This window comes from Dyella sp., from assembly GCF_035508675.1.
Lineage (GTDB): Bacteria > Pseudomonadota > Gammaproteobacteria > Xanthomonadales > Rhodanobacteraceae > Dyella_B.
Genome location: NZ_DATJMN010000393.1, coordinates 1 through 14,615, shown reverse-complemented (window position 1 = coordinate 14,615; position 14,615 = coordinate 1). Strand labels below are relative to the sequence as shown.

General features: G+C 60.1%; 14 protein-coding genes and 1 pseudogene. 5 read left to right on the top strand and 10 right to left on the bottom strand.

Translation table 11 applies throughout. The features are described 5' to 3' along the window. Positions 1-38: 38 nt before the first annotated feature. Together VMA74_RS20925 and mnmG are read right to left on the bottom strand one after the other, a co-directional pair. A complete protein-coding gene (locus tag VMA74_RS20925) occupies positions 39-797 on the bottom strand; it encodes an RDD family protein (protein WP_325370549.1) in 759 nt (252 codons plus the stop codon). Positions 798-872: 75 nt separating this feature from the next. Beyond that, complete coding sequence (mnmG, locus tag VMA74_RS20920; protein WP_325370547.1) at positions 873-2,750, bottom strand: tRNA uridine-5-carboxymethylaminomethyl(34) synthesis enzyme MnmG; 1,878 nt, start codon at positions 2,748-2,750, stop codon at positions 873-875. Between the two features lie 551 nt (positions 2,751-3,301). Here mnmG and VMA74_RS20915 point away from each other — a divergent pair. Continuing rightward, the gene (locus VMA74_RS20915) at positions 3,302-3,487 is read left to right on the top strand and encodes a hypothetical protein (RefSeq protein WP_325370545.1); all 186 of its coding nucleotides are present in this window, start codon (positions 3,302-3,304) and stop codon (positions 3,485-3,487) included. Between the two features lie 56 nt (positions 3,488-3,543). On the opposite strand, the gene pepN is transcribed toward VMA74_RS20915, so the two are convergent. Beyond that, positions 3,544-6,186 carry an aminopeptidase N gene (pepN, locus tag VMA74_RS20910; protein WP_325370543.1) on the bottom strand — a complete coding sequence of 881 codons (2,643 nt, stop codon included), beginning with the start codon at positions 6,184-6,186 and terminating at the stop codon, positions 3,544-3,546. Positions 6,187-6,257: 71 nt separating this feature from the next. Between pepN and VMA74_RS20905 the strand changes: the two genes are divergently transcribed. The 4 genes from VMA74_RS20905 to VMA74_RS20890 all read left to right on the top strand — a co-directional run bounded on the left by VMA74_RS20905 (position 6,258) and on the right by VMA74_RS20890 (position 9,871). Further along, positions 6,258-7,262, top strand: a complete 1,005-nt coding sequence (locus VMA74_RS20905) for an aldose epimerase (protein ID WP_325370540.1) — start codon at positions 6,258-6,260, stop codon at positions 7,260-7,262. Continuing rightward, positions 7,259-8,209: a pyridoxal-phosphate dependent enzyme gene (locus tag VMA74_RS20900; RefSeq protein WP_325370538.1), complete on the top strand. Its 951-nt coding sequence runs from the start codon at positions 7,259-7,261 to the stop codon at positions 8,207-8,209. The genes VMA74_RS20905 and VMA74_RS20900 overlap by 4 nt, the downstream gene beginning before the upstream one ends. A gap of 277 nt (positions 8,210-8,486) precedes the next feature. Continuing rightward, entirely contained in the window at positions 8,487-9,242 is a 756-nt protein-coding gene (locus VMA74_RS20895; protein ID WP_325370537.1) for a 4-vinyl reductase, read from the top strand. A gap of 47 nt (positions 9,243-9,289) precedes the next feature. Beyond that, positions 9,290-9,871 (top strand): DNA-3-methyladenine glycosylase I, encoded by a 582-nt coding sequence (locus VMA74_RS20890; RefSeq protein ID WP_325370535.1) that lies wholly within the window; start codon positions 9,290-9,292, stop codon positions 9,869-9,871. Positions 9,872-10,277: 406 nt separating this feature from the next. Here the strand turns inward: VMA74_RS20890 and VMA74_RS20885 are convergent, their stop codons facing one another. From VMA74_RS20885 to VMA74_RS20855, 7 genes and pseudogenes are all read right to left on the bottom strand, one after another. Then, entirely contained in the window at positions 10,278-10,529 is a 252-nt protein-coding gene (locus VMA74_RS20885; RefSeq protein ID WP_325370533.1) for a hypothetical protein, read from the bottom strand. Continuing rightward, complete coding sequence (locus VMA74_RS20880; RefSeq protein WP_325370531.1) at positions 10,526-10,915, bottom strand: hypothetical protein; 390 nt, start codon at positions 10,913-10,915, stop codon at positions 10,526-10,528. The genes VMA74_RS20885 and VMA74_RS20880 overlap by 4 nt, the downstream gene beginning before the upstream one ends. Before the next feature lie 571 nt (positions 10,916-11,486). Beyond that, the gene (locus tag VMA74_RS20875) at positions 11,487-11,927 is read right to left on the bottom strand and encodes a hypothetical protein (protein WP_325370529.1); all 441 of its coding nucleotides are present in this window, start codon (positions 11,925-11,927) and stop codon (positions 11,487-11,489) included. A gap of 76 nt (positions 11,928-12,003) precedes the next feature. After that, positions 12,004-12,321, bottom strand: a complete 318-nt coding sequence (locus VMA74_RS20870; protein WP_325370527.1) for an RHS repeat domain-containing protein — start codon at positions 12,319-12,321, stop codon at positions 12,004-12,006. 76 nt (positions 12,322-12,397) lie between these two features. Further along, a pseudogene (locus tag VMA74_RS20865) lies at positions 12,398-12,529 on the bottom strand (DDE-type integrase/transposase/recombinase); the annotation flags it as partial. 548 nt (positions 12,530-13,077) lie between these two features. Continuing rightward, complete coding sequence (locus VMA74_RS20860) at positions 13,078-14,337, bottom strand: RHS repeat-associated core domain-containing protein (RefSeq protein ID WP_325370525.1); 1,260 nt, start codon at positions 14,335-14,337, stop codon at positions 13,078-13,080. A gap of 36 nt (positions 14,338-14,373) precedes the next feature. Then, on the bottom strand, positions 14,374-14,615 hold a 242-nt coding region (locus VMA74_RS20855; RefSeq protein WP_325370523.1), incomplete at its 5' end, for a hypothetical protein.

Sequence of the window (14,615 nt, the reverse complement as noted above, 5' to 3'; positions counted from 1 at the left end):
CGCACGCCCAGAAGGCGGCGCCGTGTTTATGGGATCGATCAGGCGTTGAAGTGGCCGTGCTCGCCGTTTGATCGGCGCGGTGGCTGTTCTTGCGCGCTGCCGTTTAGCACGAAGGTGCCGGCCCAGAGATCGTGCAGCCCCTGCTTGCGCTGCGTCCAGGCGATGGCGAGATAGCAGACGATCGGAATCAAGCCGAACACCGCACCGAGCAGCCTCACGATATTGCGCGCGGCCGAGCGCCCGAGCGTGATGCGTTGCCCTTGCGCATCGGTCACGCGCAAACGCAACGCCAGCTTGCCCGGTGTAGCCTGCAGCTTGGATGCCTCGAAAAACATGTAGTAAAGGAAGGTGATAGCCAGCGACGCCACGCTGGCGCCTTCCGTCGCCTTGGCGTAATCACGCACGGCCATGGCCATGTCGGCGCCGCTTTGAATCTGGTCGAGCAGGTGCTTGTACGCTTCCAGTCCGCCGAGTGCGTAGGTGACCAGCATGGACGGAATCATCAGGATGATCAGATCGATCACCCAGGCGCCGAAGCGTTGCCAGAAGCCGGCGTAATCAAAGGCCGTGGCGCTACTCGTCTGCGGTGTCTGCTGCAGCGGTGGCGGTCCGTATGGATTGGGAGCAGGGGCTGGCTTGTCCTGCGGAAACAGCAGCGATAGCGGCCGCCAGTCCGCCAGGCCGTCATACCAGGCGAGGTCGTCGGGGCTGAGTTGACCGCTGCGCAGCCACTCTTTCACCTGTTCTTCCTGATACGGGCCGTGGCGTTCGCCGTTGCGACCGATCCAGACTTCCATAGGGTGTTCCTCGATGAATAGAGACGCATGATGCCATGCGTCTGCAAGGGATCGTGAGCAGGGAGGGCGTGGCGATCAGGCAGCGTCGCGGCGTTTCAGATGCACCAGCAGCAACGAAATGGCGGCCGGCGTGACGCCGCTGATGCGCGCCGCCTGGCCGATGGTGGCCGGCATGCTGCGCTTGAGTTTCAACAATACTTCCGCTGATAGCCCGCGCACCTTGTCGTAATCGAAACTGGCGGGAATGGTGGTGTTTTCGTGGCGGCGCTGGCGTTCGATTTCTTCGCGCTGGCGCTCAAGATAGCCGGCGTACTTCGCCTGGACTTCGACCTGCGCCGCAACGTCCTCGCGCTCGACCATAGGCCCCAGCTCGGGCACGCGCGCCAGCCTGGTGTAGTCGAGTTCGGGCCGGCGCAACAAATCCAGCGCATTGGTTTCGCGGCTTACCGCAATGCCCAACTGGCGTTCGATGGCTGCACCCAGGGTGTTGTTCGGCGCCGCCCACAAGGCAGCCAGGCGCTGGGTTTCACGTTCCACCGCTTCGCGCTTGCTGCGCAATGCGTCAAAGCGTGCCGGCGGCACGACGCCCAGCGCATGGCCGGTTTCCGTCAGGCGCAGATCGGCGTTGTCCTCGCGCAGATGCAGGCGGTATTCCGCGCGTGAGGTGAACATGCGGTAGGGCTCGATGGTGCCGTTGCTGGTGAGGTCGTCGATCAGCACGCCGATGTACGCTTCGTCGCGGCGCGGATACCACGGCGCCTTGCCGTGCACCGCCAGCGCGACATTGAGGCCGGCAATCAGCCCTTGTGCGGCGGCTTCCTCGTAGCCGGTGGTGCCATTGATCTGGCCCGCAAAATACAGGCCGGGAATGGCCTTGGTTTCCAGCCACGGATGCAGGCCGCGCGGATCGAAGTAGTCGTATTCGATCGCGTAGCCGGGGCGCGTGATATGCGCGCGTTCGAAGCCCTTGATCGAATGCACCAGCGCCAGCTGCACGTCGAACGGCAACGAGGTGGAGATGCCGTTGGGATAGATCTCGAAGCTGTCCAGGCCTTCCGGCTCGATGAAGATCTGGTGCGAGCCCTTGTCGGCAAAGCGCACCACTTTGTCTTCGATGGAGGGACAGTAGCGCGGCCCCACGCCTTCGATCTGGCCGGTGTACAGCGGCGAGCGATCGAGCGCAGCGTGGATGATCTCGTGCGTGCGGGCGCTGGTATGGGTGATCCAGCAACTCACCTGGCGCGGGTGGTCATCGCGCGCGCCCAGGTAAGAGAATACCGGCGCAGGATCGTCGCCCGGCTGTTCCTCCAGGCCGCTGAAATCGATGCTGCGCAGGTCGATGCGCGGCGGCGTTCCGGTTTTCAGGCGGTCGGCCGCCACCGGCAGTTCGCGTAGACGCGCCGCCAGCGTGGTGGCCGGCGGATCGCCGGCACGGCCGCCGGCGTACTGGGCCGGGCCGATGTGGATCTTGCCGGCGAGGAAGGTGCCCGCCGTGAGCACCACCGACCGGGCGCGGAAGGAAACGCCCATCTGCGTCACCACGCCGACCACGCGGCCTTGCTCGATCAGCAGATCGTCCACCGCCTGCTGGAACAGGTCCAGGTTCGGTTGCGTTTCCACCATGCGGCGAATGGCGGCCTTGTACAGCACCCGGTCGGCCTGGCAGCGGGTGGCGCGTACGGCGGGCCCCTTGGATGCGTTGAGGGTGCGCCACTGGATCCCCGCGCGATCCGCGGCATGCGCCATGGCGCCGCCCAGGGCATCGATTTCCTTCACCAAATGGCCTTTGCCGATGCCGCCGATGGCCGGGTTGCAGCTCATCTGGCCGATCGTTTCGATGTTGTGGCTCAGCAACAGCGTGCGCGCGCCGCAGCGCGCCGCGGCCAGGGCGGCTTCGGTGCCGGCGTGGCCGCCGCCGATCACGATCACGTCGTAGGAGGTCGGGTGAAGCATCGGAGGGATAAATGCAAGAACAGACAAGCGTTTATGGTACTGCGAACCGGTCTCGTCAGGGGTGGCTTACTGGCTTGCGCGAAACTGGCATGCTTTCTGCATTACCTCTACCGCACTTTCACGGGCAGATGCCGCGCGACTTGCGCGCTGAGATAGGACGGCAGGGGTCCTTTCGCGTACCGGGTGAGGAAGCAGAGACGGCGCCCTTTCGGGGCGCCGTCTATTTTTTTGATCTCTGGAAGAGAGATCTGGCGCCCGGCGGTCTCAGGAACAGGGGGAATCCAGGATGACCGTAGTGCCGGGCGCCAGAAACTGGTGGCCCAAACGGGCAATGACGGATAACGACCGCAACCCCCCGTGGCGTGGAAGGGATCATCGCCCTTTGCGTGTGAATATCAAGTGACTGAAACGCAAATTTCTGTCGGCTAACGGCAACTGCTGACAGAAAAGGTCACAGCGTGATGTAAGGCAAAATGTAGATGTGAACTGCATCACGCGATGGCACGTCTGTTGCTCGGCATTCCGTGCAACGCAGAGAAAGGGGACGTGTCATGGACAACAGCAGTGAATTTGCACCGGTCTATTTGCGGCATGACTTGATGGTGGAAATCGGTCGCCTGGAAATGGCGATGGAGCACCTCGTCGAACGCGATCCAGTGCAGCGAGAACAGCTTCGCCCGCGCCTCGAATCGCGCATGAGCCACCTGATCAGCGAACTGGATCATCTGCCCGTCTGACGGGAAGGTTCAAACACCGCCTCGCCACGGCGACCCTCGGGTCGCCGTTCGCGTTTTCAGCGCTGCAAGACGTTGCCGACGATCTCGCTCAAGTTGGGTGACAGTCCTTCGCGTTGCGCCAAACCTTCCAGGGCTTGCCGTGCCGCCTGCCGGCGCGCCGGCTCCAATCGCTGCCAGCCATTGAAGGCGGTGGCCAGGCGTGCGGCAATTTGCGGATTGAGTGCATCCAGTTGCGCCAGGCGTTCGGCAAGGAAGGGATAGGCCGCGCCGTCCGCGCGGTGGAATCCGCTCGGATTGCCGCTGGCGAATGCACCCAGCAGGGAGCGGGTGCGATTGGGATTTTTCAGCGTGAACGATGGATCGTTTTCGAGTTGCTTGATGATGGCTAGCGCAGGTTCGCCTGGGATTTGCGCCTGCACGGTGAACCATTTGTCCAGCGCCAGCGGGCTGTCTGCATAGCGCGTGCGAAAATGCCCAAGCGCCGCTCCCGCTTGCGGTGCGCGATGGCGTACCAGCACGCTCAGTGCAGCGAGGCGATCGGTCATGCCTGATGCGCCGTCGTATTGCCTGGCTGCCAGTGCATAGGCTCGCTCGGCGTCGACCAGCGCCAGCAATTCGAGCACGCGGCGCTTGAGGCGTCGCTTGGCCTGGTTGGCGGCATCCAGTTGCGGTGCGTCGGTAGGCGCTGCGAGTGCGCGATAGCGTGCAAGCAAGGTATCGGCGCCGATTTCTTCGGCCAGCTGGCGCTGCATGAGCTGGCGCTGCGCATGAATCTTCGCCGGGTCCACGTCGCTCTGCCGGTCGGCGAATTCGATTTCGCCCGGCGGGGTCAGTAGATCGGCCAGCAAGGCATCGTCGATCGCGGCTTGCCCGAACAAGGCGGCCAAGGCGTGTCGCCATGCCTTGTTCGCGGTGGAGTCTTCGCCCTCACGCAAGGTATCGAAGGCCAGCATGGCCAATTGCTGTCCGGCTTCCCAGCGATTGAAACCGTCCGCATCATGCATGAGCAGCAAGGCCAGCTCGTCCGGCGCGTAATCGCACTCAAGCACGACCGGTGCGGAAAAACCGCGCAGCAGCGACGGCACCGGTGTTGAAGGAACGTGCTGGAACACAAAGCGTTGCGTCGGCTTGCTGAGCACGATCACACTCTCGGTACCATGCGCTTCGCCGCCCAGATGCAAAGGCAGCATCTGGCCGTTGCGATCGAACAGCGACAGCTTCACCGGAATAGGTAACGACACTTTTTCCGCCTGGCCTGGCGTGGGGCGCGTCTGCTGCGAAAGCGTAAGCGTGTATTCGCGCCGCGCCTCGTCATACTCGCCCTGGGCGTGCAGGCGCGGCGTGCCGGCCTGCGCATACCACGCGAGGTACGCGCTCAGATCGATGCGGTTGGCATCGCCGAGCGCAGCAAGGAACGCTTCGATGGTCGCCGCCTGCCCATCGTGCCGCTCGAAATACAGGTCCATGCCGCGGCGGAAACCTTCCTGCCCCAGCCGTCCGGCCATCATGCGCACCAGTTCCGAACCTTTTTCGTAAACGGTGGCGGTGTAGAAATTGTTGATCTCACGGTATTCCGCGGGGCGTACGGGATGCGCCAAGGGGCCTGCATCTTCCGGAAATTGCGTACGCCGCAACAACCCGACATCTTCAATGCGCTTCAATGCCGCCGAATTCATGTCCGCGGAAAATTGCTGCTCGCGGAACACCGTAAGCCCTTCCTTCAGCGACAACTGGAACCAGTCGCGGCAGGTGACGCGGTTGCCGGTCCAGTTGTGGAAATACTCGTGCGCCACCACCGCTTCGACGGCGCGGTATTCGTCGTCCGTGCTGGTGTCTGGATCGGCCAGCAGGTACTTCGCGTTGAAAATGTTGAGCCCCTTGTTCTCCATCGCGCCCATGTTGAAATCGTGCGTGGCCACCACATGGAACACATCCAGGTCGAAACAGCGGCCGTAGGTGCGCTCGTCCCAACGCATCGAGCGCTCCAGCGCATCGAGTGCGTAGTGGCAGCAATCGATCACGTTGGCCTCCGACCACATCACCAGCTTCACCTTGCGCCCATCGGCGGTGATGTAGTCGCGCTGGATGCTTTCCAAGCGCCCCGCCACCAGGGCGAACAGATAGCAGGGCCGGGGGTGCGGATCCACGAAGCGCGCCCAGTGGCGCCCATCCGGCAACTCGCCGCTGCCGGCGGGATTGCCGCCCGCCAGCAGTACGGGAAAGCGCTGCCGATCGGCGCGCAAGGTCACCGCGTAGCGCGCGAGCACGTCCGGGCGATCGGGGAAGAACGTGATATGCCGGAAGCCTTCGGCTTCACACTGCGTCAACAGAAACCCATGTTCGCGCGAGCCGGACAGGTACAGGCCTTCCAGCGTAGTGTTGGCGGCAGGCTGCACGCGCACATGCGTTTCCAGCACGCTGCCGTCGCGGGCGCCATCCACTTCCAGCAGGCCTTGCGCGTAGTGGTACTCGTGCGCCTCCAGCGTGCGGCCATCGAGCGAGATCGAAAGCAGCTCCAGCCCTTCGCCATCCAGCCGCAGTGGCGCCGGCTGCTGCGGGTCGCAGTGCAAGGTGAGGCGCGAGCGGACCTCGGTGGAGTCGATCCCCAGGTCGATATCCAGTTCGACGGTCTCCACCGACCATGCGGGCGGGCGGTAGTCATGCAGGCGGATCGGAGTGGCTTCGCGAACGAGGGACATGTAGGGGGAACCGATGAAGAGCAGAGATATCTCAGGCTACCATGAGGCCCTTTGAGCGACAGGACAAGCGGATGAGCGGATTCAGCCTCGAAACGACCCAGTGGGGTGTGCATGACTTGTTCGTGCTGAAAGACACGCAGCATGGCCGCCGCGTGTGCGTGGCTCGCCGCGGCGCGAATCTGCTGTCCTTCGAACAGACGATCGACGGCGTCGCCCACGCCTTGGTCGATGGCTATCGCGATGCCGACGAGCTGGAGCGCGCGCCCAGCGCGCGTTCCGCGATCATGGCCCCGTTCGCCAATCGCATCGCCGACGCCCGCTACAGCTTTGACGGCAAGGCGTACGACATGCAACCCGGCGTGGCCGCGCAACGCGGCATACGGCACGGTTTCGTGCGGAGCCTGGATTTCGATATCGCCAGCCGGCAGGCCGATGCGCACGGCGCGCGCATGACGTTCCGCACCTCGGCCATTCGCCCCGGCGCCTTCCCTGGTTATCCCTTCGCGATCGACCTGGCCGTTACCTACGCACTGGATGCAAGCGGCCTGTCGCTGTCGGTAAGCATGCGCAACGTCGGCGACGAGCCCGCGCCGTGCTTCTTCGGCTGGCATCCCTATTTCCGCTTCGACGGCAGCGAACTGGATACGTGGGAGCTGCAGGTGCCTGCCAGGCAACTGGTACGCACCTCGCCCCAGCTGATTCCACTGCCGGGCGCGGAAGCCTTCCTGCCGCTGGAGCAGGCGCCGAAAGAATTGGACTTCCGCCAGCCCAGGCCAATCGGCAGCGTCAAAATCGACAACGCGTATGCCTCACTCGTGCCCGACGCCGACGGTCGCGTGCGCACGCGGTTGCGCGATCCGGCCAGCGGCCTGCGTATCAGCATGTGGCAGGAGCGCGGCGTGGTGCTGGTGTTCACGGCCGATACGGTGAGCCGCGACGTGCGTCGCGCGGTTGCGCTGGAACCGATGGAGAGCATGTCCAACGCTTTCAATCGCGCCGACTGCGCCGAGGCCATTCGGCTGGAAGCGGGCGCCGAGCGCATATTCCGCTGTGGCGTGGAGATCGATCGCACATGAGCGTGCGTGTTCCGACTTTCGACGAGATCCACGATGCGGCTGCGCGCATCGCGCCGCATGCGATGGTGACCCCGGTCTTGCGCCATGCGTCGCTGGATGCCTTGGCGGGCGCCGAACTGCACTTCAAATGCGAAAACCTGCAACGCGGTGGCGCCTTCAAATTTCGCGGCGCCTGCAATGCCGTATGGTCGCTGACGGAAGACGAAGCCCGCTGTGGGGTCGTCACCCATTCGTCCGGCAACCACGGCAATGCGTTGGCGCTGGCGGCGGCGACGCGCGGCATGGCGGCGCACGTGGTAGTGCCCGAAGGCGCCGTTCGCGCCAAGCTGGAGGCGATCGAACAGGCGGGCGCCACGCTCCATCGTTGCGCTGCGACGCAGGCCGCACGAGAAGCCGCCGCGGCCGAGGTGCAGCGGACCACCGGCGCAGTCATGGTGCATCCGTATGCCGATACGCGCGTGATGGCGGGGCAAGGCACGGTCGTGCTGGAGCTGCTGCGGCAGAGCGGCACGCTGGACGCCATCATCACGCCGGTCGGCGGCGGCGGTCTGCTCTCCGGCTGTGCGATTGCCGCGCATGGCTTGGCACCGGAAATCAAGATGTATGGCGCCGAACCCTCCGGCGCCGCCGATGCAGCGCAATCGCTGGCACAAGGCGCACGCATCGAACAGTTCGTGCCGAACACCGTGTGCGATGGCTTGCGCGCGCTGATCGGCGAATCGAATCTGCTGGCTTTGCGCGAGCATCGCGTAGAGGTGATCACAGTCAGCGACGAAGAAACCGTCGCCGCCATGAAATGGCTGTGGCGAACCCTCAAGCTGACGGTGGAAGTGTCGAGCGCAACCGTGTTCGCGGCCATCCTCAGGCAGCGCGAGCATTTTGCCGGGCGCCGGGTTGGCGTGGTGCTGACCGGTGGCAATGTCGATCTCGATGCCTTGCCCTGGTAAAAGACCGAGCCGGTGCGTGAGTGCGCCCATCGCGCACTGCGTTACCGTTTTCGGATAACTACGCTCGCGCAACCAGAACCAGACGCGTCTGTCATGAGCGTACACGCGGCGAGTCACTGATGACCCACGATTGCGAACGCGTGCACGAAAAACGCTGCGAGCCATGCGCGCCGTACGTGCACGCATGGATTCTTGATGCCAATCACGCTCGGCAACCCCAAAATCGCTCATCCTGCGTGCGCAACGTGTCACCAGCATCGAGCAACAGGGGGGGCCTATGATCGAGCTGGAAATCCAGGTTCGCTCCGATCGGAGAGAGGGCCTGGTGATGGAGCTTGGGCAAGTCATTGCCGCCAATCGCTATGCATTGCTGCGCCAGTGCCTTACGCAGGACGGGCGCGGTGCGTGGCTGTCGATGCTGGTGCGTGGTCCTTCCGAGCAACGCTTTGCGCTGGAGGAGATGCTGGGTTCGCACCATCGCGTACTGAGCTTCGAAGCAGCGCTTTGCAATCCGGCGAGCGCCATTTCGGTGCTGCCAAAATCGGGGTCGACAGCGCCGGCAGTCGAGCCGGAGCCGATGATCGTGGCGCCGGATATCGAGCAGGTCGAAAAGATGCTGCCTCGGCTTGCGGAGAGTTTTCCAAACGTCTATCCCGCACTGATGGCATTGGAAAACAACGTAGCCGCCCCCGCCCGCGAACCTTCGCTGTTCCTGGCCGGCCGGCGCGCCGGCGCATGGGTATACAAGCGCGATTACGCCACGCACCCGCCCTTGAGCTTGGGCGAGGCGATCAGGCGCATCGCCGTGCCGGCCCTGCAGCAAATTGCCCAGATCGAACAGCGTGGCGTGCATATCCACGTCCATCACTGCCCCTTGTGCGCACCGGGCGGCCGCTCCGGCTGCCGGTTTTACGGCGGCTACCTGGAAGGCCTGCTGGGCGCGGCGATGGCAGCCGGCAAGAAGCTGCGCGCAAGGCATCTCAGCTGCAGATCGGCCGGTGCAGCGCATTGCAGCCTGGAAATCGCGCACTGACTTGGCGGTATCCTGCACATCCTCGATGGATACAAAAAGGGGATACCGTGGCGACGACGCGTATACGCTGCCATTGGGCAGCCGATGGCGAGCTGATGCAGGCCTACCACGACAGCGAGTGGGGCGTGCCGCTGCACGACGACCGGATGCTGTTCGAATTCCTGTGCCTGGAAGGCGCCCAGGCGGGTTTGTCGTGGCGCACCGTATTGCACAAGCGCGAGCATTACCGCCGCGCCTTCCATGATTTCGACATGGCCCGCCTCGCGGCAATGAAGGATCGCGAGCTGGAAAAACTCCTGCTCGATCCGGGCCTGATCCGCAATCGCCTGAAAATCACTTCTGTACGCGACAACGCCAAGGCGGCCCTGGCGGTGATGGACGAACACGGCAGCCTGGACGCCTACCTGTGGTCCTTCGTCGACGGCAAGCCGGTACGCAACACCTGGCGCACCCGCAGCGAGGTGCCGGCCAGCACGCCGCTGTCGGACCAGATGAGCAAGTCGATGAAAAAGCGCGGCTTCCGCTTCGTCGGCAGCACCATCTGCTACGCCTTCATGCAGGCGACCGGCATGGTCAACGATCACCTGGTGGAATGCTTCCGGCATAAGGCGTGTGCCGGCAAGCACTGAGCTTATCGGTGGCGAAGCCGAGCCTCACGGCCGACATGGCGCGGAATGCCTGGCCGACATCGGCGGAATACGCAGAAAAACCTGGATGGCTCAGGTGCGTGTAGCTCCAGTGTTCCGAACTTAAGGGCCATCTATCGCCGGGAACTCTAATTCGTCATTCCGGCGAACGCCGGAATCCAGTTTAAATATGTCGTGCGAAGCACACGAAGCCTTTATGTCGTGTGCTTCGCACGTCATTCTTCACTGGATTCCGGCGTTCGCCGGAATGACGGGCTTGGATTTCTGGCGGCTGAAACATCCTTAAGTTCGGAGCATTGCGTGTAGCTCAATGTGCAGTTCCACTTGGCGGTGAAGCTGCGCAGGCTACCGCACCTGCGCTACTTCCCGGGGTTGGAGTGATGCACTTCTAAATTGAATTCGCCACGCGGCGTTCTGCATCCGACTGCCCTGCGCTAGCAATGCCGTAACGCTGGTCATTAATAAATCTGGAGAGGGCAGCGGTCTTTTCAGCATCCGGCGTAAGAAATATAAAATCCACGTCCCGTAGGTTGGGGTCGTGATCGCCATGCCGTTTCAATGCATGGATAACGTCTGCATCGGGCTTGGCTTCGGCCTTCAAGCTTTCAATAATTGGCATTAACTGGCACATCTGACTCATTGGCTATTGCGGATATGCTCTATGGCTGGTTGGTAACCTTGATCCGCTGCCTTCTTAAGCCAAAAAATAGCCCTTCTTCTGTCCTCAGATGACATCCTTCTATCAAGGAATGCGTATGCCGTGTACTGACAGTTGGCGTCGCCATTCTCGGCACCTATGATTGCCCACTTCATCGCCTCGTCAAGATTCGTCACTACGTTTGAGTAAAATCTTGAGAGGCGCAAAGCAGCTTTGCCAGAACCATCCAAGGCCTCGTTTGTTAGCTTCTTTACCTGCACAGGCGTTAGTACAAACTCTTGTTCGGAAAACGCCTGGCCGTCCGCGGCTAGCGCAGGCGCCACACAAGCTAATGCAAGAAGCAATAGCAACAGATGACGAAAGCACATATACAACCTCTCTTGGAGATGCTCTGATTTAATCTACCGCCGTGGCCTATGCTGAATTACTCAGAGCACCCTTAGGCACTACGCAACGCGTATCGCTTGGCTCGGACGCGATCAAGCATCCAGGTGATGGCAACTATCACCCCTCCAAGAAGAATGACAAGCAAGTTGTCATCAGCTAGGCCCCGAAATGACGGCACGCAATAGGCATTGACCAATTCCACCTGTACGCGTTGCCCAGTGTCCTTGAGCGAGTGGACGTCCTCTACAGGAATTAGGACATCATCACTTTGGCTACTTGGTGAAAGGACCCTAATGTGCTCTGCGCTTTCACGATGAAAGTGCCCTTTGTATGACCACGTAATTGGGACGCCCGTTCGCGCATACAAGTTAATCGCCATTAGGACGGCTACCACTAAGAACAAAGCAAATTTATGAAAATAAACCATGCATTCGTCAATCATTAAGAGACTCTAGGATTGGATTTGTAAGTGCATGCCTCTGTGTAATCGCATAACTGGCACGCTTCCATTGGAGAAAAACCTCTCTGAAATACAACTTGATACATGCAGAATCACTGTGCACTTGGCTGAAGATTTGGCCTATTGGATACCCCGTTCACTCCATGGGTGCTGATTGATATTAGCCGTCCGTTTAAATCAAACCAGAAATTCACGAACTGATCTTCCTCAAAGACCCGATTCGGATCCCCGCACTTCTTAGTGAAGTAATAGATTTCTTTTCCGATAGTTCGATCACCTTTCTTGTTACCTAATGGCCATTCTTTGTCCGGATGCCCGAGTAAAGCTTCAACGCTCGTCACCCCGTCGCCGAGTTGGACTTTCGATGTGTTTGATACGAGTCTGTCACGTGCTGCCGAGTCAATCTCCGAACAATCTCGTGGCTGGAGACCAATGGCTTGCTCGTTGGAGCTTCCCGAGTGGCAACTCACCAAGCATGCCGAAGCCATACAGAAGAACAATATGGATTTACTTTTTTCAAGCGCCGAGTTCATGTCGAAAACGCCTCAATGCTGAAGAGACCACAATGGCGGTGAGCCATCCAGAGCGGATTGTATAGAGCGACTATAGTCACGCACATCTTCTGGGCTCCATATCGTGGGGTATGGATACCCCGGTAAGACATCCTGCGAACCACCCGTAGCTGTAGGCGGTGTTGAGGTTACTGGGGTCGGTGACCTGGGTGAGGCGATCCAGGTTGTCGTATTGATACGCCGTCTTGGTGTTCTGGGTGGCGCTGTCGGTGCCGTTGTAGTTGTCGATGGTCTGCGCCAGGCGATTCAAGGCGTCGTAGCCCAATTGGCGCTGGATGCCCAGGCCATCGGCGCTTTGCACCAAGTTGCAGTTGGCGTCATCTCGTTTGATAGGTACTAAAACCGCGCGACGCATGCATTTCTCAGTCATAGAAGTGAGCGCCGGTAAAAAGCTGAGATTTCATCCCAGCCTACGAACTGTGCGACCGATGCCTGGCAAAGATGGCCATGCGTAGTGCATGACAGACCAGCGACGAGGTCATCCGGTCAGACATCGACCATCCGATCACGTGACGCGAATACAAGTCCAGCACCACGGCCAAGTACAGCCAGGCCTCGTCGGTAGGCTTGGATGTGGGTTTGCCAAAAAGATTTGCGCGTTACTTCTTCCGTCATGCGGCTTCTCCGTCGTTGAAGGAGTGGCAGCCTGGCACGCTTTTTTATCCCTATCTAGATGGGTAGACCGGACGCTTACTTGTATTCCTTGCGATCGCGCGATTTTTCACCTATCTGATCTGGTGTAAGACCCGCATCGGAGGAAGGGGGCAGTTGGGTCTGACATCAATCCCAATAGATCAAAGCTGGCTATATGAAATCTAGCTCTCACGCCTTCTGAGCACCCTGTTTACAAGGAAGCAAAGAATACATGCGGCAAATAATGAATTTGCAAGCACCCCAATCATTGTTGCTCGTGATATAGGTTGATCCGGCGCTTGCCATATCCAGGAGACTAGGTTGAGTGGGAAGCCAAGGATATATCCGAAGACTTTGGTACCTATACCAACACAACCGACCCGATCATTGCAGCCGATGTAATTTCCCGCGACGATTGCACAACAAGCTAGGTGCACGAAGGTTGTGCCGATGATAAAGACGAATGCATGAAACTTGTTCATTGGGAAAGGGAGCCACCTGAATGTGGAGGAGTGTATTTCCAAGTCCCTGGGTTACCCATTCCCGGAAAATTTGGATCTGGAGCCCAAGTGTTGGGGTTGCTGTTGGCTAAGTTTTCGAAATCTGTATTTGGAATACTTATAAAACCATCCGACCAGGATGGAGCATAGTTCACGCCCCCGGCTTCCAGTGTGCCTAGCGCAAAATCAGCGCAGTTATTAACAACTCCGTTATATGGTGTATCAAGGTTGGAGTTGGCGTAGTTGCGCATGGCCTGGTCTTGGTCCGGATTCGTCGGGAACTCAAGTTGCATTGGGTATTCGCTGCCATACATCTGGTCAAAGTCAGAGAGCGTAGCAAAGTTCACTACCGATACATCTTGCTGGCCGTCGACAATTCCGTTTTCCGAGTAATACGTCCACCCTGACTGATCATTGCCTACCAATACGGCAGCATGGCCACCTTCCCCGAAAGTGCCTCCTGAAATTGGAACAGCATGATGGTTGAGCAAGTAAATACCGTTCAATCCAGAAGGGTCTACACCCGTGAGTGGAGAATTGCTCACATAGGCATACGTGCTGCTCTGCCCGCCAAACAACCCGATAGGATCGCTCTGAACATATCGCCCACATCCCGGGCAATAGTCGCGAAAACCATTGTGCACCAGCCCCGTTTCGGCATCCGCATACTGACCCGCAAACCGCAAGTTGTAGGTGTACCCGTTACTCACCGGCGACTGCTCTGCCCACGGATTTCCCTGATACGGAAGCTGCCACACGGTGTTGCCATTGGCGTCAGCGATGGCACGAGGCGTACCCAGCTGATCTGCTGTGACATACGTCATCGTGCTACTACCACTCGACGTATCGATATTGGCCACCGGGATGCCGTCCATCCAGATGTAGTCCCGGTTGGTGGCGCCAGATTCGGCGAGCAGTTGCCCCGCTTCGTTGTAGACGTAGCTCTCCGTTTGGCCGTTGGCGATCTTCTGGATGCGCTGCCCCAGGGCATCGTAGGTGTAGTTGGCAAGGGTGCTGCCGCCCAACTGCGCCACCGTCAGGCGGTTACGGTTGTTGTACCCGAAGCCGTAGACGCTGCCGGCCCCGCTGATCGCCGTGGTGATGCCGTTGGCATCGACCGTCAGCGCCGCATTGCCCACGCTGACCAGCTGATGCGTATTCGGGTTGTAGCCGTAGGCACCCGTATAGAGGCCCGAGCCGGTCTTGCTGAGACGATCGCCGGCTGGGTTATACGTCACGCTTTCCAGCGCGTTGCCCCTTACATGCACTAATTTTTACGACTGCGAAGATTTGATCTCGTTGATGAAATCATCGATAGCTTTGAGTGCAACTGATTTTTCATGTGATAGCTCAGGACGCGTAACCTTGTTCACCCTACTTCTTCGTGTTTGCATCGCAGACATCTGTGCTGCTTGATTGTCGCTCATTGATAACGGACGCATGGTCAATGCATCCGCTAACTCATGCTCACTAATGAGGCCATGATTCGCGAAAGTTAACAAATCCGTCATGTGAG